The organism is uncultured Azohydromonas sp., from assembly GCF_937926365.1.
Taxonomy (GTDB): Bacteria; Pseudomonadota; Gammaproteobacteria; order Burkholderiales; family Burkholderiaceae_C; genus Azohydromonas.
In genome coordinates, this window is the sequence record NZ_CALAOH010000179.1 from 45,572 (window position 1) to 63,676 (window position 18,105).

19 protein-coding genes are annotated in these 18,105 nt (G+C 68.8%); 5 read left to right on the forward strand and 14 right to left on the reverse strand.

The genetic code is table 11. The features are described 5' to 3' along the window. The first annotated feature begins 29 nt into the window (after window positions 1–29). Window positions 30–1,421 carry an L-serine ammonia-lyase gene (locus tag Q0741_RS19410; RefSeq protein WP_298234840.1) on the forward strand — a complete coding sequence of 464 codons (1,392 nt, stop codon included), beginning with the start codon at window positions 30–32 and terminating at the stop codon, window positions 1,419–1,421. 118 nt (window positions 1,422–1,539) lie between these two features. On the opposite strand, the gene Q0741_RS19415 is transcribed toward Q0741_RS19410, so the two are convergent. The 3 genes from Q0741_RS19415 to Q0741_RS19425 all read right to left on the reverse strand — a co-directional run bounded on the left by Q0741_RS19415 (window position 1,540) and on the right by Q0741_RS19425 (window position 2,640). After that, window positions 1,540–1,734: a DUF3606 domain-containing protein gene (locus Q0741_RS19415; protein WP_298234841.1), complete on the reverse strand. Its 195-nt coding sequence runs from the start codon at window positions 1,732–1,734 to the stop codon at window positions 1,540–1,542. 139 nt (window positions 1,735–1,873) lie between these two features. Then, window positions 1,874–2,047, reverse strand: a complete 174-nt coding sequence (locus tag Q0741_RS19420) for a hypothetical protein (RefSeq protein WP_156901540.1) — start codon at window positions 2,045–2,047, stop codon at window positions 1,874–1,876. Between the two features lie 104 nt (window positions 2,048–2,151). Further along, window positions 2,152–2,640: a gluconokinase gene (locus Q0741_RS19425; protein ID WP_298234842.1), complete on the reverse strand. Its 489-nt coding sequence runs from the start codon at window positions 2,638–2,640 to the stop codon at window positions 2,152–2,154. A gap of 206 nt (window positions 2,641–2,846) precedes the next feature. Between Q0741_RS19425 and Q0741_RS19430 the strand changes: the two genes are divergently transcribed. Further along, complete coding sequence (locus Q0741_RS19430; protein ID WP_298234843.1) at window positions 2,847–3,866, forward strand: substrate-binding domain-containing protein; 1,020 nt, start codon at window positions 2,847–2,849, stop codon at window positions 3,864–3,866. Window positions 3,867–4,044: 178 nt separating this feature from the next. Further along, window positions 4,045–4,806, forward strand: a complete 762-nt coding sequence (locus tag Q0741_RS19435; protein WP_298234844.1) for a phasin family protein — start codon at window positions 4,045–4,047, stop codon at window positions 4,804–4,806. Window positions 4,807–4,914: 108 nt separating this feature from the next. Here Q0741_RS19435 and aroC read toward each other — a convergent pair whose 3' ends face one another. From aroC to Q0741_RS19460, 5 genes are all read right to left on the reverse strand, one after another. Beyond that, a complete protein-coding gene (gene aroC, locus Q0741_RS19440; RefSeq protein ID WP_298234845.1) occupies window positions 4,915–6,018 on the reverse strand; it encodes a chorismate synthase in 1,104 nt (367 codons plus the stop codon). Between the two features lie 88 nt (window positions 6,019–6,106). Beyond that, window positions 6,107–6,586, reverse strand: a complete 480-nt coding sequence (locus Q0741_RS19445) for a CBS domain-containing protein (protein WP_298234846.1) — start codon at window positions 6,584–6,586, stop codon at window positions 6,107–6,109. Window positions 6,587–6,661: 75 nt separating this feature from the next. Further along, window positions 6,662–7,606 (reverse strand): NAD-dependent epimerase/dehydratase family protein, encoded by a 945-nt coding sequence (locus Q0741_RS19450; RefSeq protein ID WP_298234847.1) that lies wholly within the window; start codon window positions 7,604–7,606, stop codon window positions 6,662–6,664. Window positions 7,607–7,632: 26 nt separating this feature from the next. Then, window positions 7,633–8,847 carry a glycine C-acetyltransferase gene (gene kbl / locus Q0741_RS19455; RefSeq protein ID WP_298234848.1) on the reverse strand — a complete coding sequence of 405 codons (1,215 nt, stop codon included), beginning with the start codon at window positions 8,845–8,847 and terminating at the stop codon, window positions 7,633–7,635. Window positions 8,848–8,941: 94 nt separating this feature from the next. After that, a complete protein-coding gene (locus tag Q0741_RS19460; RefSeq protein ID WP_298234849.1) occupies window positions 8,942–10,165 on the reverse strand; it encodes a YihY family inner membrane protein in 1,224 nt (407 codons plus the stop codon). Between the two features lie 19 nt (window positions 10,166–10,184). Here Q0741_RS19460 and Q0741_RS19465 point away from each other — a divergent pair, with 19 nt between their 5' ends. Then, window positions 10,185–10,580, forward strand: coding sequence for a DUF2069 domain-containing protein (locus Q0741_RS19465; RefSeq protein WP_298234850.1), 396 nt, complete (start codon window positions 10,185–10,187; stop codon window positions 10,578–10,580). 3 nt (window positions 10,581–10,583) lie between these two features. Beyond that, window positions 10,584–11,990, forward strand: coding sequence for an FAD-binding oxidoreductase (locus Q0741_RS19470; protein WP_298234851.1), 1,407 nt, complete (start codon window positions 10,584–10,586; stop codon window positions 11,988–11,990). A 69-nt stretch (window positions 11,991–12,059) separates the two neighbouring features. On the opposite strand, the gene Q0741_RS19475 is transcribed toward Q0741_RS19470, so the two are convergent. From Q0741_RS19475 to nuoL, 6 genes are all read right to left on the reverse strand, one after another. Then, window positions 12,060–12,524 carry a DUF1178 family protein gene (locus Q0741_RS19475; RefSeq protein ID WP_298234852.1) on the reverse strand — a complete coding sequence of 155 codons (465 nt, stop codon included), beginning with the start codon at window positions 12,522–12,524 and terminating at the stop codon, window positions 12,060–12,062. Beyond that, window positions 12,511–13,128, reverse strand: a complete 618-nt coding sequence (locus Q0741_RS19480) for an NUDIX hydrolase (RefSeq protein ID WP_298234853.1) — start codon at window positions 13,126–13,128, stop codon at window positions 12,511–12,513. The genes Q0741_RS19475 and Q0741_RS19480 overlap by 14 nt, the downstream gene beginning before the upstream one ends. Then, entirely contained in the window at window positions 13,121–13,423 is a 303-nt protein-coding gene (locus Q0741_RS19485; RefSeq protein WP_298234854.1) for a DUF2818 family protein, read from the reverse strand. Before Q0741_RS19485 ends, Q0741_RS19480 begins: the two co-directional genes overlap by 8 nt. 10 nt (window positions 13,424–13,433) lie before the next feature. Continuing rightward, window positions 13,434–14,945 (reverse strand): NADH-quinone oxidoreductase subunit NuoN, encoded by a 1,512-nt coding sequence (gene nuoN, locus Q0741_RS19490; protein WP_298234855.1) that lies wholly within the window; start codon window positions 14,943–14,945, stop codon window positions 13,434–13,436. A gap of 22 nt (window positions 14,946–14,967) precedes the next feature. Next, window positions 14,968–16,500 carry an NADH-quinone oxidoreductase subunit M gene (locus Q0741_RS19495; protein ID WP_298234856.1) on the reverse strand — a complete coding sequence of 511 codons (1,533 nt, stop codon included), beginning with the start codon at window positions 16,498–16,500 and terminating at the stop codon, window positions 14,968–14,970. Between the two features lie 21 nt (window positions 16,501–16,521). Beyond that, the coding region (nuoL, locus tag Q0741_RS19500) for an NADH-quinone oxidoreductase subunit L (protein WP_298234857.1) at window positions 16,522–18,105 on the reverse strand (1,584 nt) is incomplete at its 5' end.

Genomic DNA, 18,105 nt, shown 5'->3' on the forward strand with positions numbered 1-18,105 from the left:
CGGCCGGCAGCGCCTGAAGGAGTGATCTCATGGCGGTGTCGGTCTTCGATCTGTTCCGCGTGGGCATCGGCCCCAGCAGTTCCCACACCGTGGGGCCGATGCGCGCGGCGCGGCTGTTCGCCGAGCGGCTGCGCCACGAGGGGACACTTCCGCGCACGGCACGCGTGCAGTGCGACCTCTACGGATCGCTGGGCGCCACCGGCAAGGGCCACGGCAGCGACAAGGCGGTGCTGCTGGGCCTGGCCGGCCACGACCCGGAGACGGTGGACGTGGATGCCGTGCCGAGCCTGCTGCAGCGCTTCCGCGAGGACGAGCGGCTGCCGCTGGGCGGCAGCCACCCGGTGCAACTCGCCGCCACGGACCTGCGCTTCCACCGCACCGAGACGCTGCCCTTCCACGCCAACGGCATGACGCTGCGGGCACTGGACGCGGCCGGCGAGGTACTCGCCGAGCGCACGTACTACTCGGTGGGCGGCGGCTTCGTGGTCAGCGAGGAGGTGGCGGCCGATGGCAGCCGGCACCGCGCCGTCGCGCCGGACACCACGGTGTTGCCGTATCCCTTCCACAGCGGCGCGGAGCTGCTGGCGCTGTGCGAGCGGGAAAAGACCTCCATTGCCGAGCTGATGCGGCGCAACGAGCGCCACTGGCGCGCCGATGCGGACATCGACGCCGGGCTGCTGCACATCTGGAGCGTGATGCAGCAGTGCGTGGCGCGCGGCTGCCGCACCGAGGGCGTGCTGCCCGGCGGCTTCAAGGTGCGGCGGCGCGCGCCGGAACTCTGGCGCCAGCTCACGGCACAGGCGGCGACGCCGGGTCCGCAGGACCCGCTGGCGGTGATCGACTGGGTGAACCTGTTCGCCCTGGCGGTCAACGAGGAAAACGCCGCCGGCGGGCGCGTGGTGACGGCGCCCACCAACGGCGCGGCCGGCATCGTGCCGGCGGTGCTGCACTACTACCGGCGCTTCGTGCCGGGCTCCACGGACGAGGGCGTGGTGGACTTCCTGCTCACGGCCGGGGCCATCGGCATCCTCTACAAGGAGAACGCCAGCATCTCCGGCGCCGAAGTCGGCTGCCAGGGCGAGGTGGGCGTGGCCTGCTCGATGGCTGCGGGCGCGCTGTGCGCGGTCACGGGCGGCAGCCCGGCGCAGGTGGAGAACGCCGCCGAGATCGCGATGGAGCACCACCTGGGCCTGACTTGCGATCCGGTGGGCGGGCTGGTGCAGATCCCGTGCATCGAGCGCAACGCCATCGCCTCGGTCAAGGCCATCAACGCCGCGCGCATGGCGCTGCGCGGCGACGGCACGCACCACGTCAGCCTGGACAAGGTCATCAAGACCATGCGCGAGACGGGTGCCGACATGCTCACCAAGTACAAGGAAACCGCCCGCGGCGGGCTGGCGGTCAACATCGTCGAGTGCTGAGCCGCCACCAGCGGCTGGGCTCGCGCACAGCCGCGCGGGCAGCGAAGAGCCCTCGCTTTGTGAGGCGCGGCCCGCGAGCCTGAGCGCTGCGCGAGGCAGCGGCCCGCGGGAAGAGCGGCTAGTGCCGCGGCAGGCGCTGTTCCAGCGCCTCGCGCACCGCGGCCACGTGCTCGCCCACGCGGTCGACGGTTTCCTTCAGCTCATCCTCGCTGCAATGGAGCTGGTCGCACCAGTAGCGCAGCTCGACCGGGTCCATGGTGTTGACGCGGCCAGGGTCCAGGGGCGTGAAGCCCGTGTGAGGCGCAGCTTGCATGGTGTCTCCTTCGCACGGCGCGGGCCGCGAGCGCGGCCACCTAACGCCTGGCAGGACCAGCATCGCGCGGCGCCACAGCAGGCGCCTTGCGTTGGCTCAGACCGGCAGCCGTGAGACGACAGCCGCCGGTAAGGATCTGTCAACGCTTTTGGTCGAAGCGGCGGGCACGGCCGCCGACGCGCCGGTCGTGTCCCAGCGGAGCGATGTAGAAGGGCTCGAACTTGCGGCCCTTGTCGGCACTGTCGGTTCCTTCGAACAGCGGGTCGGCAGGCTTGCGCTCGGCGGGACGGTTGTGGGCGGCGTGCTTCGTCATGGCTGATACGTCGTGGCGTCCATCGGGACGGTCAGCGCACAACGGAGCAATCCCCAAACCGGATGACAGCAACGTGCAAGTTTTTGGGCTTCCTAGGGTTTTCCTTAGGAACCAAGTTGACGCAGCGCCTCCTCCCGCAGGACCTCGGGCGGCAGCGTTGCATCGAGTTCGACCACGCCGGGCTCGCCAGCCGGCGACTCCAGCGTCGCAAGCTGGCTGTCCACGAGGCTGGACGGAAAGAAATGCGAGGCGCGCGCGGCCACGCGGCGCAGGGCCTCCTCCCGGCCCAGCACCAGGTGCACGAAGCGCAGACCCGGCGCGGCGGCGCGCAGTCGGTCGCGGTAGGCCCGCTTGAGCGCGGAGCAGGTCAGCACCGTGCCGTCCGGCGCCGCAGCCAGCTCGCCGGCCAGCGCGTCCAGCCAGCCGGCGCGGTCCGCGTCGGTCAGCGGTACGCCGTCCCGCATCTTTTGCTGGTTGGCCGGTGGGTGGAAATCGTCACCCTCTACCAGCGGCAGGCCCAGGGCGCGCGCCAGATCGGCGCCCAGGCTGGACTTGCCGCACCCCGCCACGCCCATGACCACGATCGAATCCATGCCAACTCCCGATGCATGACGGTCCACAGCGACGCGGACGACACTGGACAGCGCTACCCCGTCACAACACAAAAAGCGGACCATCAGGTCCGCCCGCTCTTGCTCAATGTACCCTTCGCCCTACGCAATTTAACACTTTGCAACAAGGCTTGGACAGCGCTATCCTAAAACAAGCGCAAGCATCACGACACAGGGCAACTACCGAGATGAGTTCCATCAGACGCCGGGCCACGGGCCGCATCACGCTGAACGAAGTGGCGCAGGCCGCCGGCGTGAGCCCCATCACCGCCTCGCGCGCCTTGCGTGGCCAGCGCAGCGTGGACCCGGCGCTGGTGGCGCGGGTGCAAGAAGCGGCGCAGCAGCTGGGCTACGTACCCGACCCGGCCGCCCGCGCGTTGGCCTCGGCACGCAGCTCGCAGGTGGTGGTGCTGGTGCCCATGCTCAGCAATACCGTGTTCGTCGATCTGCTGGAGGCGGTCCACGCCACGCTGCTGCCCGCGGGCTACCAGATGCTGATCGGCGTGACGCACTACGACCCGGCCGAGGAAGAGGAGCAGCTGCGCGGCTACATGGCGCACCGCCCGGCCGGCCTGCTGCTCACGGGCTTCGACCGCACCGAGGGCAGCCGCGAGCTCATCGAGTCGGCCGGCGTGCCCTGCGTGCACCTGATGGAAACCTCCGACACGCCGGGCGTGCACAGCGTGGGCTTCTCGCAGGCGGCCGCGGGCTACGCGATGACGCGCCACCTCATCGAGCGCGGACGCCGGCGCGTGATGTTCGTCGGCGCGCAGCTGGACCCGCGCACGCTGCAGCGGCTGCAGGGCTACCAGGATGCGCTGCGCGGCGCGGGCCTCTATGACCCGGCGCTGGAGGTGCTGGATCCGCGCCGCTCCTCGATGGCCCTGGGCGCGGAGCTGTTCGAGCGCGCCTTGCACCAGTGCCCGGACGCCGATGCCCTCTTCTATTGCAACGACGACCTGGCGCAGGGCGGACTGCTGGCCGCGCTGCGCCTGGGCGTGCCGGTCCCGCAGCGCGTGGCCGTGGCCGGGTTCAACGACCTCGCCGGCAGCGACCAGATGCTGCCGCCACTGACCACGGTGCACACGCCGCGCGAGCAGATCGGACGCCAAGCCGCCGCCATGCTGCTGCAGCTGATGCGGGGCGAGCCGACGCCCCGCAGCAGCATCGACGTGGGCTGCACCCTGGTGACCCGGGGCAGCACCTGATTCCTGATGTAAGCGAGCGGTCACCGCCCAAGGCGCACTTGTTACAGCGGCCGTTACAGATGGAAAACCTGGGTTGTTCGCCGCGACCGCGCACTTTATGGTCCGGGCTCCCCGTACCGGCAGGCCGAAGCACGGCCCGATCCGGCTCCCGCTAGAGGGAACAGAAGGAGAGAACCACGTGTCGACTTCCCCGCAACGCGCCACCTCCCCTCGCAGCCCGCGCGCCCCGTTGGCTGCTGCCGCAGACGCCACGCTCGAACATTCCCACGGCGCAGCCATCAACACCCCCCTGGGTACTCCCGCCATCGAAGTCTCGGCTTCCGCCAACGAGGACCGCGCCGCCAGCGATGCCACACTGGACGAAGTGATCAACGGCTGGGGCGAACGCATGGGCCGAGAACAGCTGCGCTGGCACCTGGCCGCCATCAACGCGATGCTCAGCGGCATGCAGCACCTGGGCGAGGCCCAGGCCGAGCTCAGCCGCCAGGTGATGCAGGGCCTGCAGCAGCTCGACGGGCAACTTGGCGAGGCCCGCAACCTCAGCGACCTCGCCACCGTCCAGACCGGCCTGGCCCGCGCCGACTTCGACGCCCTGCTGCGCTTCGCCACCCGGCTCACCGAGCTGGGCACCGACCAGTGGCTGCAGGTGGCGCAGGCCACGGGCAACGGCCTGGTGAGGCTGCAGAGTGCCTATTGGGAATCGGCGCTCAACTTCTTCAGGCTGCAGACTGCGCTCGGTGGCTCCTCCGAGATGATCGAAGCCGAGGTAGAGCATGTGCTCAGCCCCATGGCCGCCAGCCCGCTGATGTGGCCGGCGCAGGAAGCGAGCCGGCAGGTGGCGCAGATGGCGGCCAACGGCTGGAATGACTGGCTGAACTGGTCCGGCCACTTCGCCGACGCCAGCCGCACGCTTTTCAACGACGCCACGCGGAAGCACTGAAGCGCTGAAGTAACAGCCCCCCAAGCAAGACCGGCCCTCGCGGGCCGGTTTTTTTATTCGGGGACGAGGCCGCCACGGTGGACGCGGCACCCCGCCTTGGCAGCGCGCTCAGCGCGGCGCGGATGCTGGAATCTGCGGCAGCGGCAACTCCACGTCGCCGCACTGGGCGCGGTGGCGCAGCACGTGGTCCATCACCACCAGCGCCAGCAGCGCCTCGGCAATGGGCGTGGCGCGGATACCCACGCAGGGATCGTGACGGCCGAAGGTCTGCACCGTGGCCAGATGGCCGGCGCGGTCGATGGAGGCGCGCGGCACGCGGATCGAGCTCGTGGGCTTGATGGCGAGGGACACCACCAGGTCCTGCCCCGTGCTCACGCCGCCCAGCACACCGCCCGCATGGTTGCTGGTGAAACCTTCGGGCGTGAGCTCGTCGCCATGCTCGGAGCCGCGCTGGGCGATGCTGCGAAAGCCGTCGCCGATCTCCACGCCCTTGACGGCGTTGAGGCCCATCATGGCGTGGGCGATGTCGGCATCGAGCCGGTCGAACAGCGGCTCGCCCAGCCCGGCCGGAACACCCTGCGCGATGACGCTGATGCGCGCGCCGATGGAGTCGCCGTCGCGGCGCAACTGGTCCATCTGCGCCTCCAGCTCGGGAATGAGGCTGGCGTTGGCGGCGAAGAAGGGGTTGTTGGGAATGTGCTCGAAGCCCTCGAAGGGAATTTCGGTCGCGCCCAGCGCCGACATCCAGCCGATGAAGCGCATGCCGTGCTTGTGCTGCAGCCACTTCTTGGCCACCGCGCCAGCGGCCACGGTGGGCGCCGTCAGCCGCGCCGAGGAACGCCCGCCGCCGCGCGGGTCGCGCACGCCGTACTTGCGCCAGTAGGCGTAGTCGGCATGGCCGGGGCGGAAGGTGTCGAGCAGGTTGCCGTAGTCCTTGCTGCGCTGGTCGGTGTTGCGGATCAGCAGGCAGATCGGCGTCCCGGTGGTCTGGCCCTCGTACACGCCGGAGAGGATCTCCACCGCGTCGGCTTCGTTGCGCTGGGTGACGTGGCGCGAGGTGCCGGGGCGGCGGCGGTCCAGCTCGGGCTGGATGTCGGCCTCGCTGAGCGCGAGCCCCGGCGGGCAGCCGTCGATCACGCAGCCGATGGCCGGGCCGTGGCTTTCGCCGAAGTTGGTGACGCGGAAGAGTTCGCCAAGGGTGCTGCCGGACATGCTGGTGCGCTGCGAAGTGAATCGGTCGGACAAAGAAAAAGGGCCCGCTCGCGCGGGCCCTGCATTGTGACAGCCGCGCAGCCGCCGATCAGGCAGCCGGGGGCAGCGGCGCCGCGGCGGCGGCGCCCTCTTCCTCGGCCGGCCAGTCGCGGATGTAGGCCTTGAGCATGCGGTTCTCGAAATCCTGCGCGTCCACCACGGCCTTGGCCACGTCGTAGAAGGAGATCACGCCCATGAGCGTGCGCTTGTCCAGCACCGGCATGTAGCGCGCATGGCGCTGCAGCATCATGCGCCGCACCTCGTCCATCGGCGTCTCGGGCGTGCAGCTCAGCGGGCAGTCGTCCATCACGCTGCGCACCGTGGCGTCTTCGAGCTTGCCGCCCGTGCGCACCACGGCCTTGATGGCTTCGCGGAAAGTCAGCATGCCCACCACGTCGCCATAGCTCACCACGACCAGCGAGCCGATGTCGTACTCGGCCATGGTTTCCAGCGCTTGCGCCAAGGACTGGTCCGGCGAGACGGTGAAGAGGGTGTTGCCCTTGACGCGAAGGATGTCGCTGACCTTCATGAAATTCCCCAGGAAATAAAGAAATCGAACTGCATCCAACATAGCACAGCGCCCAGTGCAATCCCTTACGCGCAATCACCATCGCCGCAGCGCTTTGAGCATCGCGTCCACCATGGCTTGCAGGTCGTAGCGCGGCTGCCAGCCCCAGTCGGTGCGCGCGGGCGTATCGTCGATGGAGGCCGGCCAGCTCTGGGCGATCGCCTGGCGGAAATCGGGCTCGCAGCGCAGCGTGAAGCCGGGCAGGCGCTGCGCGATCGCATCGGCGATCTGGCGCGGCGTGAAGCTCATGCCGGCGAGGTTGTAGCTGCGGCGCTCGCGGATGGCCTCGGCCGGTGCCGCCATCAGCTCCAGCGTGGCGCGGATGGCGTCGGGCATGAACATCATCGGCAGCGCCTGGTCCTCGCGCAGGAAGCAGGTGTAGCGGTTCTCCGCCAGCGCGGCGTGGAAGATCTCCACGGCGTAGTCGGTGGTGCCGCCGCCGGGCGGCGTCTTCCAGCTGATGAGGCCGGGATAGCGCAGGCTGCGCACGTCCACGCCGTGGCGGCGGTGGTACCAGGCGCACCAGCCCTCGCCCGCGAGCTTGGAGATGCCATAGACGGTGTCGGGCTCCATCACCGTATGCTGCGGCGTGGCCTTCTTGGGCGTGGAGGCGCCGAAGGCGGCGATGGAGCTGGGCCAGAACACGCGCTGCAGCGGCAGCGTGCGCGCCAGCTCCAGCACGTTGAGCAGGCTCTTCATGTTCAGGTCCCAGGCCCAGGTCGGGTGCTGTTCACCGCGCGCCGACAGCGCCGCGGCCAGCAGGTAGAGCTGCGTGATGCCATGCCGGCGCGCGACCTCGCCCAGTGCGGCGGCGTCGGTGGCGTCCAGCACCTCGTGCACCACGCCCGGCACGCGGCCCGAGGGCGCCAGGTCGGCCGACACCACCGCCTCGCGCCCATGGCACTGCACCAGTGCCTCGACCAGCTCGCTGCCGATCTGGCCGTTGGCCCCTACCACCAGGATTTTCAAAGCCTCACCCATGCCGGCACTCCCTGCGGGGCCCGCCGTCACCGCACCAGACCCAGCTCGCGTCCGGCCTGCCGGAATGCCGCCACGGCCTGCTCCAGGTCGGCGCGCGCATGCGCGGCGCTGAGCTGCACGCGGATGCGCGCCTGGCCCTGCGGCACCACCGGGTAAAAGAAGCCCACCACGTACACGCCCAGCTCCAGCAGCCGCGCCGCCAGCGCCTGGGCCTTGGGTGCGTCGTAAACCATGATCGGCACGATCGGATGCTCGCCCGGCTTGAGCTCGAAGCCAGCCCCGGCCATGGCGGCGCGGAACCAGCGCGCGTTGTCCATCAGCGTCTCGCGCAGCCCGGCGCTTTCCTCCAGCAGATCCAGCACGGCCAGCGACGCGCCCACGATCGCCGGCGCCAGCGAGTTGGAGAACAGGTAAGGCCGCGAGCGCTGCCGCAGCAGTTCGATCACCTCGCGCGGCCCGCTGGTGAAGCCGCCCGAGGCGCCACCCAGGGCCTTGCCGAGCGTACCGGTGATCAGGTCCACCCGCGCCCGCCCATCCACCAGCAGCCCGCGGTACTCGTGCGTGCCGCGGCCGGTGGGGCCGACGAAGCCGGTGGCGTGGCTGTCGTCAATGCCCAGCAGCGCGCCGTGGGCGTCGCACAGCGCGCGCATGCGGTCGAGTTGCGCCACGCTGCCGTCCATGGAGAACACGCCGTCGGTGAAGGCGAGCACGAAGCGCGCGCCGTCAGCGCGGGCCTGCCGCAGGCAGCGCTCCAGGTCCGCCATGTCGTCATGGGCGTAGCGGTAGCGGCGCGCCTTGCACAGCCGGATGCCGTCAATGACGGAGGCGTGGTTGAGCGTGTCGCTGACGATGGCGTCCTCCTCACTGAACAGCGGCTCGAACAGCCCGCCGTTGGCGTCGAAGGCCGCCGCGTACAGGATGGTGTCCTCGGTCCCGAGGAAGCGCGACAGCCGCGCCTCCAGCGCCTTGTGCTGGTCCTGCGTGCCGCAGATGAAGCGCACCGAGCTCATGCCGTAGCCGTGGCTTTGCAGCGCCTGCTGCGCCGCCTGCACCACGCGCGGATGCGCGCTGAGGCCCAGGTAGTTATTGGCGCACAGGTTGATGACCTCGCGCCCGTCGGCGAGCACGACGCGCGGCCCCTGCGCGCCGGCGATCACGCGTTCCTGCTTGAACAGGCCGGCCGTGCGCAAGCCCTGCAGCTCGCGCCCGATATGGGCAATGAATTTCTCGCTGGCGTTCATAGGCGGCTCCCTCGCGGCATCGGCTGCGGCTGATGGCACCGTAGCGGCATGCCGCCCTGGTGTCAGCAAGGATCTTGCGCGCGGGGCGGCGCGCTCAGCGCAGCAGCTCTTCCAGCGACACGCTTTCCACGCCGGCCTGGAGCCTGAAGGCCTGGGTCTCGACGCTGGGCTCCAGCAGCAGCCGGTCGATCAGCGGCGCCGCCGGCGTGCGGCCCGGGTCGCACAGCAGCACCAGGCGCTGCGCGCCGCCCTCCTCCAGGCGGCCGATCCAGTCCAGCTCCACCAGCGTCTCCACCACCGGTTCCAGGCGCAACGGGTCCACGCCCAGCGTGCGCGCCAGCGCCGTCTGCGAGCGCCCGGGACGGCCCTCGCGTTGCGCCGCCACCAGCACCCGCAGCAGGGCCAGCGCCAGGGTGAACGGCTGGCCTGGCCCGCCGGGCAGCCGCGCGGTGCCCTGCACCAGGCTCTGGGCGCTGGCGGCGATCAGCGCGCCCAGCAGCACGATCATCCAGCCCGCGTAGAGCCACACCAGCAGGATCGGCAGCGTGGTGAAGGCGCCGTAGATGGCCAAGTAGGTCGGCACCTTGGTGAAGTACCAGGCGATCAGGTCCTTGGCCAGCTCGAAGCCCAGCGCCACGAACAGCGCGCCAGCGAAGGCGTGTGACCAGCGCACCTGCGTGTTGGGCACGTAGTGGAACAGCGCCGCCATGCTCGTCACGAGCAGCCCGAACTCGAAGACGTTGAGCAGCAAGCTCACCCCCCACGGCGGTGCGTGCACCCAGCCCTGCGAGGCCGACAGCGCGTAGGAGGTGACGGACAGGCTCACGCCCAGCACCAGCGGGCCCAGCGTGATCGCGGCCCAGTACACCAGCACGCGCTGGCCGATGGGCCGCGGGCGCCGTACCGCCCAGATGGCATTGAGCGCACGGTCAATGGTGAGCATGGTTGCTACCGCCGTACCGCCCAGCAGTACCAAGCCCAGGCCGCTCAGGCTGCGTGCCTTGGCCGCGAACTGCGTAAGTTGCCCCAGCACCTGGCGGGAGATGTTGGCCGGCACCAGCGACTTCAAAAAGTACTGCTCCAGCGCCGACTGGAAGCTGCCGAACACCGGGAAGGCCGAGAACAGCGCGAAAGCCATGGTGGTCAGCGGCACCAGCGCCAGCAGCGTCGTGAAGGTCAGGCTGCTGGCGGTAAGGCTGAGCTTGTCTTCGCGGAAACGCTGGTGCAGCGTGCGGAACGTGTCGCGCCAAGGCCAGTGGCGCAACACCCGCCACGCCTCCAGGCACCGGCCGCGCCAGCGGGCGGAGGGGGTGTTCATCAACACTATGATGCCAAACATGTCGATTGATCCTGCCTTCAACACGCTGCCGCCGATGGTGCGCCGCACGCGCAACCTGGCCGTGGCTTGCTTGGTGGCGCTGATCGTCCTGGGCCTGGCGTGGGAGCTGTGGCTGGCGCCTACCGGGCGCGGCACGCTGGCCCTGAAGGTGTTGCCGCTGGTGGTGCCGCTGGCGGGGCTGCTCCGGCGGCGCATGTACACCTACCGCTGGGTCAGCCTGCTGGTGTGGATCTACTTCGCCGAGGGCGTGGTGCGCGCCACCAGCGAGCCAGCCCCGGGCGCCTGGCTTGCACTCATCGAGGTCATCCTGTGCCTGCTGCTGTTCGTTGCCTGCGCCACGCACGTGCGCTGGCGCCTCAAGCACGCCCCTGCTCCCGCGGAAGGAAAGAAGTAAGCCATGAGCGCGGAATTTCTGAACGAGCTGCGCGCCGCCATCGGCGCCGACCATGTGCTGTGCGACGGTGACCTCTCCAGCTACGAGCTGGACTGGCGCAAGCGCTGGCGCGGCAAGGCGCTGGCAGTAGCCCGTCCGGCAGACACGGCTCAGGTGGCAGCCGTGCTGCGCCTGTGCGCCCGGCACGGCGTGACGGTGGTGCCCCAGGGCGGCAACACCGGCCTGGTGGTGGGCAGCGTGCCGGACGACAGCGGACGCCAGCTGGTGCTGAGCCTGCGCCGCATGAACCGCGTGCGCGCGCTGGACACGGCCAACCTCACGCTCACGGTGGACGCGGGCTGCGTGCTGCAGTCGGCGCAGGAGGCGGCCGAGGCGCAGGGGTTGCTGTTCCCCTTGAGCCTCGCAGCCGAGGGCAGCGCCACCATCGGCGGCAACCTCGCCACCAATGCCGGCGGCACCCAGGTACTGCGCTTCGGCAACGCGCGCGAGCTCTGCCTAGGCCTGGAAGTGGTCACGGCGCAAGGCGAGGTCTGGGACGGGCTGACCGGGCTGCGCAAGGACAACACCGGCTACGACCTGCGCGACCTGTTCATCGGCAGCGAAGGCACGCTAGGCGTCATCACGGGCGCGACGCTGAAGCTCTTTCCGCGGCCCGCAGCCGTCACCACGGCGCTGGCTGCCTGCGCATCGATGGAGCAGACGGTGGCGCTGCTCAAGGCGGCGCGCCGGAAGCTGGGGGCCAGCCTCACCGGCTTCGAAGTGATGGGCCGCTTCGCGCTGGACCTGGTGGGCAAGCACTTCCCCGACCTGCCGCGGCCCCTGCCCGGCGCGACCTGGACGGTGCTGCTGGAGCAAAGCGACGAGGAAAGCGAGACGCATGCGCAGGAACGCTTCGAGGCGCTGCTGGCCACGGCGCTGGAGGACGGGCTGATCGAGGACGCCGCGGTGGCGCAGAGCCAGACGCAGTCCAAGGCCATGTGGCACGTGCGCGAGTCCATCTCGCTGGCCCAGGCGCAGGAGGGCCTCAACATCAAGCACGACATCGCGCTGCCCGTCTCCAGCATCCCGGCCTTCTGCGCACAGGCGGACGCGGCGCTGCAGTCCGCCTTCCCCGGCGTGCGCATCGTCAACTTCGGCCACCTGGGCGACGGCAACCTTCACTACAACGTGCAGGTGCCGGAGGGCGGCGATGGCGCAGCCTTCCTGCGCGACCACGAGTCGGCGGTGAACCGCATCGTGTTCGATGCCGTGCAGTCCTTCGACGGCAGTTTTTCCGCCGAGCACGGCATCGGCTCGCTCAAGCGCGAGGAGCTGGCGCAGCGCAAGTCGCCCACCGCCATGAGGCTGATGCGCTCCATCAAGCAGGCGCTCGATCCGCAGGCGCTGCTGAACCCGGGACGGGTGCTGTAGGAACGGCGCGCCGGCATGAAAAAACCCGGCCAGCGGCCGGGTTCGGAGAAACGGTGAGACAGCAGCCGCTTACTGCATCGGCTCCTTGAGCGCCTTCGGGATGGGCAGCGGCAGCACGTCGATACCCTCCTCCGCCAGCTCGGCTGCCTGGTCGGCACTGGCCTGGCCGCGGATGCTGCGGTCGGGCGCATCGCCGTAATGGATGCGGCGGGCTTCGTCCGCGAAGCGTTCGCCCACGTCCTCGGTGTTGGCCATCACGTGGCGCACTGCCTTCATCCACAGCGCCTGGAGCTGCTGTGCTTCCGGCGTGGGAGCCTGGCGAGGGACATTGGTCTGCTCGGCCGTGTGCGGTACGGATTCGCGGGTGTTGGACAGGTTGAGCCGCGGCGCGCTGGGCAGGCGGTTCACGGCCTTGCTGCCGCACAGGGGACACTCCACCAGACCGCGCTCCAGCTGGCTGGTGAAATCCTTCTCGGAGCCGAACCAGCCCTCGAAGCCATGGCTGTTGTCACAGCGCAGATCAAGCACCTTCATGGGAGGAATTATCGTCCTCGGCCAGCACGGGCGCCGGCTGCCATGCCAGCGACCACAACTTTTGCCGCCACTTGGTGAGCCACAGCAAACCGATGAGCGTCTTGGCGTCGCTGAGCTCGCCGCGCGCGGCCAGTGCATCGAGCTCGTCCTCGGTCATGCGCACCACGTCGAGGTGCTCGCCGTGGTCCAGCGCAGCTTCACCCTCGCGCAGGCCGCGGGCGAAGTAGAGGTGGATCACCTCGTCGGAGTAAGCCGCCGCGTTGTGGATTGGGCCCGCGTAGGCCCATTCCGCGCCGGTGTAACCCGTCTCCTCGGTCAGCTCGCGCACGGCGGTGTGCAGCGGCGGCTCGCCCGGGTCGATCTTGCCGGCAGGGAATTCCAGAATTACCCGCTGCAGCGGATAACGGAACTGGCGCACCAGCACCAGCCGCCCGTCGTCGAGCATCGGCACCACCACCGAGGCCCCGGAGTGGCGGATGAACTCGCGCTCCGTCTCGTGGCCGTCGGGCAGCCGCACCTTGTCGCGGCTCACGCGCAGGAAGTTGCCCTCGAACACCTGCTCCGACTGGAGCTGGTGTTCGCGCAGGTGATCGTCTTCAGCCATGGTGCCGCCTCAGGTAACGCCAAACGAAGCCGGGGAAGGCGAGCGTCAGGAACAGACACCCCAGCGCGGCGTAAAACTCCCAGCCCTGCGGGTAGATCTGGCCGATGCGGGCTTCCAGCAAGCGCCCCAGCCCCAGCGTCAGCAGTGCCAGGAGCAGCAGCTCCAGCAACCGCCAGCCGAAGGCCTTGGGAGCACGCCGCGGACCCACCAGCAGCAGCCGCTCCGTGAAGAACGGCAGGTTGGCGCCGACCACGGCGGCAAGCAGCACCAGTGCGACCTCGGCGCCGTGGTTCATGGCAGCGGCCTCAGGTCGCCAGCGCCTTGACGATGACGTCGCGGCACAGGGCCATCAGGCCACTGGGCACCAGGCCCAGGACCAGCACGGCAGCACCGTTGACGGCCAGCAGCGCACGGGCACCCGCGGGGCCGGAGATCTGCATGCTCTCGGCGGGCTCGTCGAAGTACATGACCTTCACGACGCGCAGGTAGTAGAAGGCGCCGATCAGCGACAGCACCACCGCCACCACGGCCAGCGTGATGTAGGCCGCCTCGCCGGTGGTCACCAGCGCCTGCAGCACCGCGAGCTTGGCGTAGAAGCCCACCGTCGGCGGGATCCCGGCCAGCGAGAACATCACGATCAGCATCACGCCAGCCATCCAGGGACTGCGCTTGCCCAGACCCGCGAGGTCCTTGATCTCCTCGGCCTCGAAGCCCTGGCGTGCCAGCAGCATGATGATGCCGAAGCTCGCCAGCGTGGTGAGCACGTAGGTGATCAGGTAGAACAGCGCGGAGCTGTAGCCGTTGGCCGCCGAGACGGTGTTGCCGCCGACGACGGTGGGCGTCAGGCCCAGCAGCATGAAGCCCAGCTGCGCGATGGTCGAGTACGCAAGCAGCCGCTTGAGGTTGGTCTGCGCGATGGCGGCCAGGTTGCCGATCACCAGCGAGGCCACGGCCAGCACGATCAGCATCTGCTGCCAGTCGCGCGCCAGGCCGTTCATGCCTTCGTGCAGCAGGCGGATGGTGATGCCGAAGGCGGCCAGCTTCGGAGCGCCGGCGATGAGCAGCGTCACGGCCGTCGGAGCGCCCTGGTACACGTCGGGAACCCACATGTGGAAGGGCACCACGCCGAGCTTGAAGGCCAGGCCGGCCACGATGAACACCAGGCCGAAGGTCAGCACGTCGCGGTTGAGGCGGCCGGTCTGGATGGCGTCGAACACGCCGCCGATCTCCAGCGTGCCGGTGGCGCCGTACATCATGGACATGCCATAGAGCAGGAAGCCGCTGGCCAGCGCGCCCAGCACGAAGTACTTCATGGCCGCCTCGGTGGAGACGGCATGGTCGCGGCGCAGCGCCACCAGGGCGTACAGCGACAGCGTCATCAGCTCCAGGCCCAGGTAGACGACCAGGAAGTTGTTGGCCGAGAGCATGACCAGCACGCCCAGCAGCGACAGCATCGACAGCGAGAAGAACTCGCCCTTGAGCATGTCGCGCGAGCCGATGTAGGGCTGCGCGTAGGCCAGCGTTGCCATCAGGGTCAGCGTGGCGCAGACCGACAGCAGCCGGCCCATCGGGTCGGCCACCACCATCTGCTGCATGCCGTACATGCTGGTGAGGCCGTTGCCCAGCTGCTCGGCCTGCATCATGGCGCCGAGCTGATCGACCTGGATGAAGGCCACCGCCGCCAGCGACAGCTGCGACAGCCAGAAGGTCGGACGGCGTCGCTCGTCCTTGACGAAGAGGTCCGCCAGCGCGACCACGCAGGCCATCACCAGCAGCACGATCTCAGGCTGGACCACCAGCCAGTTCATCGGATTCATGTTGTGAAGACTCCCGTGCGGCTCAGTTCGGCTTGGCGGCATCGGCCACCGTGGCGGGGGCGCTTTCCGTCTGGGCGGTGTTGCCCAGCTTCGGCGTCGCGACGTGGGCCAGCAGCTGGTTCACCGACACGTGCATCGAATCGGTGAAGGGCTTCGGATACAGGCCCATCCACAGCGTGGCGATCGCCAGCACGGCCAGCATCGCGAACTCGCGCACGTTGATGTCGGAGAGCGTGCGCACGTCGTCGTTGGTCACGGCACCGAAGTACACGCGCTTGAACATCCACAGCGTGTAGGCGGCACCCGAGATCAGCGCCGTGGCGGCGAGCAGGCCCAGCCAGAAGTTGGCCTTGACCGTGCCCAGGATCACCATCCACTCGCCCACGAAGCCGCCGGTGCCCGGCAGGCCGCAGTTGGCCATGGAGAACAGCAGCGCGAAGGCGGCGAACTTGGGCATGGTGTTGACCACGCCACCATAGGACGCGATTTCACGCGAGTGCACGCGGTCGTAGAGCACGCCGATGCACAGGAACATCGCGCCCGAGACGAAGCCGTGGCTGATCATCTGCACCAGGCCGCCGGAGACGCCCAGTTCGTTGAAGATGAAGAAGCCCAGGGTCACGAAGCCCATGTGCGCGATGGACGAGTAGGCCACCAGCTTCTTCATGTCGTTCTGCACCAGCGCCACCAGGCCGATGTAGATCACCGCCGTGAGGCTCAGCGCGATGATGAACCAGTCGTACTCGCGGGCCGCATCGGGGGCGATGGGCATGGAGAAGCGCAGGAAGCCGTAGGCGCCCAGCTTCAGCATGATCGCCGCCAGCACCACCGAGCCGCCGGTGGGCGCCTCGACGTGCGCGTCGGGCAGCCAGGTGTGCACCGGCCACATCGGCACCTTCACCGAGAAGGCGGCGAAGAAGGCGAAGAACAGCAGTGTCTGGGCCGACAGCGGCAGCGGCAGTTGGTGCCAGTCCAGGATGCTGAAGCTGCCACCCGACTTGTAGTACAGGTAGATCAGCGCGATGAGCATCAGCAGCGAGCCGGCCAGCGTGTACAGGAAGAACTTGAAGGCCGCGTACACCCGGCGCGGGCCGCCCCACACGCCGATGATGATGTACATCGGGATCAGCGTGGCCTCGAAGAAGACGTAGAACAGCAGCCCGTCCAGCGCCGCGAACACGCCGATCATCAGGCCCGAGAGGATCAGGAACGCGCCCATGTACTGGTTCACGCGCTCGGTGATGACCTCCCAGCCCGCGATCACCACGATCACCGTGATGAACGCGGTCAGCGGCACGAACCACAGCGAGATGCCGTCCAGGCCCAGGTGGTAGAAGACATTGAAACGCTCGATCCAGGGCGCGCGCTCCACGAACTGCATCGCAGCCGTCGCGTTGTCGAAGCCCGTGATCAGCGGCAGCGTGACCAGGAAGCCCGCGATCGAACCCAGCAGCGCCAGCCAGCGCACCGTGTTCGCCTGTTCATCCCGACCCAATGCCAGCAGCACGGCGCCCACGACGACCGGCAGCCAGATGGCAACACTCAACAATCCCATCGTTATTCTCCGCCCTGCCTATCAACGCCCGAAGAGGCTCGTCAGCTGGGGCCACAGCTGCCACGTCATCAGCCCGAACACGCCCAGGATCATGACCAGCGCGTACCAGTAGAGGTAGCCGGTCTGCACCAGGCGCACGACGCCCGCGATACCGCCCACGGCCTTGGCCGAACCGTTGATGACGGCACCGTCGATGATCCCCTGGTCACCACCCTTCCACAGGCCCTTGCCCAGCAGGCGCGCGCCGGCGGCGATCACGTGCTCGTTGAAGGCGTCCATGAAGTACTTGTTTTCCAGGATCGTGTAGATCGGGCTCGCCACGCGCCGGATGGCGGCGGGGATGGCCGGCGCAACCATGTAGAACACGTAGGCCGTCACCACACCGGCCAGCGCCAGCCAGAAGGGCATGGTCTGCAGGCCGTGCGTGGCCATGGCCATCGCGCCGTGGAAGTTCTCCTCCAGCTCCTTCATGGCCGGGTGCAGCGTCTCGTTGACGAACACCGCGTCCTTCAGGAAGTCGCCGAACAGCAGCGGCTGGATGGTCAGGTAGCCGATGATCACCGACGGGATGGCCAGCAGCAGCAGCGGCAGCGTCACCACCAGCGGCGACTCGTGCGGCTTCTGCCCCGGCGCCAGGCCGTGGTGGTGGTCCTCCGAGGGCTCTTCGTCGTCGTGGTCGCCATGGTGGTCATGGTGAGCCTGGCCGAAGCGCTCCTTGCCGTGGAAGACCAGGAAGTACATGCGGAACGAGTAGAACGCCGTCACGAACACGCCGGCCAGCACCGCGAAGTTCGCGAAGCCCGCGCCCGGCAGGTGGCTGGCGTGCACGGCCTCGATGATGCTGTCCTTGGAGTAGAAGCCAGAGAACAGCGGCGTGCCGATCAGCGCCAGCGAGCCCAGCAGCGAGGTGATCCAGGTGATGGGCATGTACTTGCGCAGGCCGCCCATGTTGCGGATGTCCTGGTCATGGTGCATGCCCATGATCACCGAGCCCGCGCCCAGGAACAGCAGCGCCTTGAAGAACGCGTGCGTCATCAGGTGGAACACCGCCACCGAGTAGGCCGACACGCCCAGCGCCACCGTCATGTAGCCCAGCTGCGACAGCGTGGAGTACGCAACGACTCGCTTGATGTCGTTCTGGATGATGCCCAGGAAGCCCATGAACAGCGCCGTGATCGCGCCGATGACCAGCACGAAGTTCAGCGCGGTGTCCGACAGCTCGAACAGCGGCGACATGCGCGTGACCATGAAGATGCCCGCCGTCACCATGGTGGCGGCGTGGATCAGCGCGGAGATCGGCGTGGGGCCTTCCATCGAGTCGGGCAGCCACACGTGCAGCGGGAACTGCGCGCTCTTGCCCATGGCGCCGATGAACAGGCAGATGCACGCCACCGTGATCAGCATCCAGTCGGTGCCCGGGAAGCTCAGCTTGGCCAGCTCGTCGGCCTTGGCGAAGGTCTCGCCGTAGTTGAGCGTGCCGGCGTAGGCCGCCAGCAGGCCGATGCCCAGGATGAAGCCGAAGTCACCCACGCGGTTGACCAGGAACGCCTTCATGTTGGCGAAGATCGCCGTGGGCCGCGTGTACCAGAAGCCGATCAGCAGGTA

Excerpts from the sequence above, each read along its gene's own strand:
- Q0741_RS19410 (WP_298234840.1), top strand. The coding sequence starts at position 30 with ATGGCGGTGTCGGTCTTCGATCTGTTCCGCGTGGGCATCGGCCCCAGC.
- Q0741_RS19415 (WP_298234841.1), bottom strand. The coding sequence starts at position 1,734 with ATGCAAGCTGCGCCTCACACGGGCTTCACGCCCCTGGACCCTGGCCGC.
- Q0741_RS19420 (WP_156901540.1), bottom strand. The coding sequence starts at position 2,047 with ATGACGAAGCACGCCGCCCACAACCGTCCCGCCGAGCGCAAGCCTGCC.
- Q0741_RS19425 (WP_298234842.1), bottom strand. The coding sequence starts at position 2,640 with ATGGATTCGATCGTGGTCATGGGCGTGGCGGGGTGCGGCAAGTCCAGC.
- Q0741_RS19430 (WP_298234843.1), top strand. The coding sequence starts at position 2,847 with ATGAGTTCCATCAGACGCCGGGCCACGGGCCGCATCACGCTGAACGAA.
- aroC (WP_298234845.1), bottom strand. The coding sequence starts at position 6,018 with ATGTCCGGCAGCACCCTTGGCGAACTCTTCCGCGTCACCAACTTCGGC.
- Q0741_RS19445 (WP_298234846.1), bottom strand. The coding sequence starts at position 6,586 with ATGAAGGTCAGCGACATCCTTCGCGTCAAGGGCAACACCCTCTTCACC.
- Q0741_RS19450 (WP_298234847.1), bottom strand. The coding sequence starts at position 7,606 with ATGGGTGAGGCTTTGAAAATCCTGGTGGTAGGGGCCAACGGCCAGATC.
- kbl (WP_298234848.1), bottom strand. The coding sequence starts at position 8,847 with ATGAACGCCAGCGAGAAATTCATTGCCCATATCGGGCGCGAGCTGCAG.
- Q0741_RS19460 (WP_298234849.1), bottom strand. The coding sequence starts at position 10,165 with ATGAACACCCCCTCCGCCCGCTGGCGCGGCCGGTGCCTGGAGGCGTGG.
- Q0741_RS19465 (WP_298234850.1), top strand. The coding sequence starts at position 10,185 with ATGTCGATTGATCCTGCCTTCAACACGCTGCCGCCGATGGTGCGCCGC.
- Q0741_RS19470 (WP_298234851.1), top strand. The coding sequence starts at position 10,584 with ATGAGCGCGGAATTTCTGAACGAGCTGCGCGCCGCCATCGGCGCCGAC.
- Q0741_RS19475 (WP_298234852.1), bottom strand. The coding sequence starts at position 12,524 with ATGAAGGTGCTTGATCTGCGCTGTGACAACAGCCATGGCTTCGAGGGC.
- Q0741_RS19480 (WP_298234853.1), bottom strand. The coding sequence starts at position 13,128 with ATGGCTGAAGACGATCACCTGCGCGAACACCAGCTCCAGTCGGAGCAG.
- Q0741_RS19485 (WP_298234854.1), bottom strand. The coding sequence starts at position 13,423 with ATGAACCACGGCGCCGAGGTCGCACTGGTGCTGCTTGCCGCCGTGGTC.
- nuoN (WP_298234855.1), bottom strand. The coding sequence starts at position 14,945 with ATGAATCCGATGAACTGGCTGGTGGTCCAGCCTGAGATCGTGCTGCTG.
- Q0741_RS19495 (WP_298234856.1), bottom strand. The coding sequence starts at position 16,500 with ATGGGATTGTTGAGTGTTGCCATCTGGCTGCCGGTCGTCGTGGGCGCC.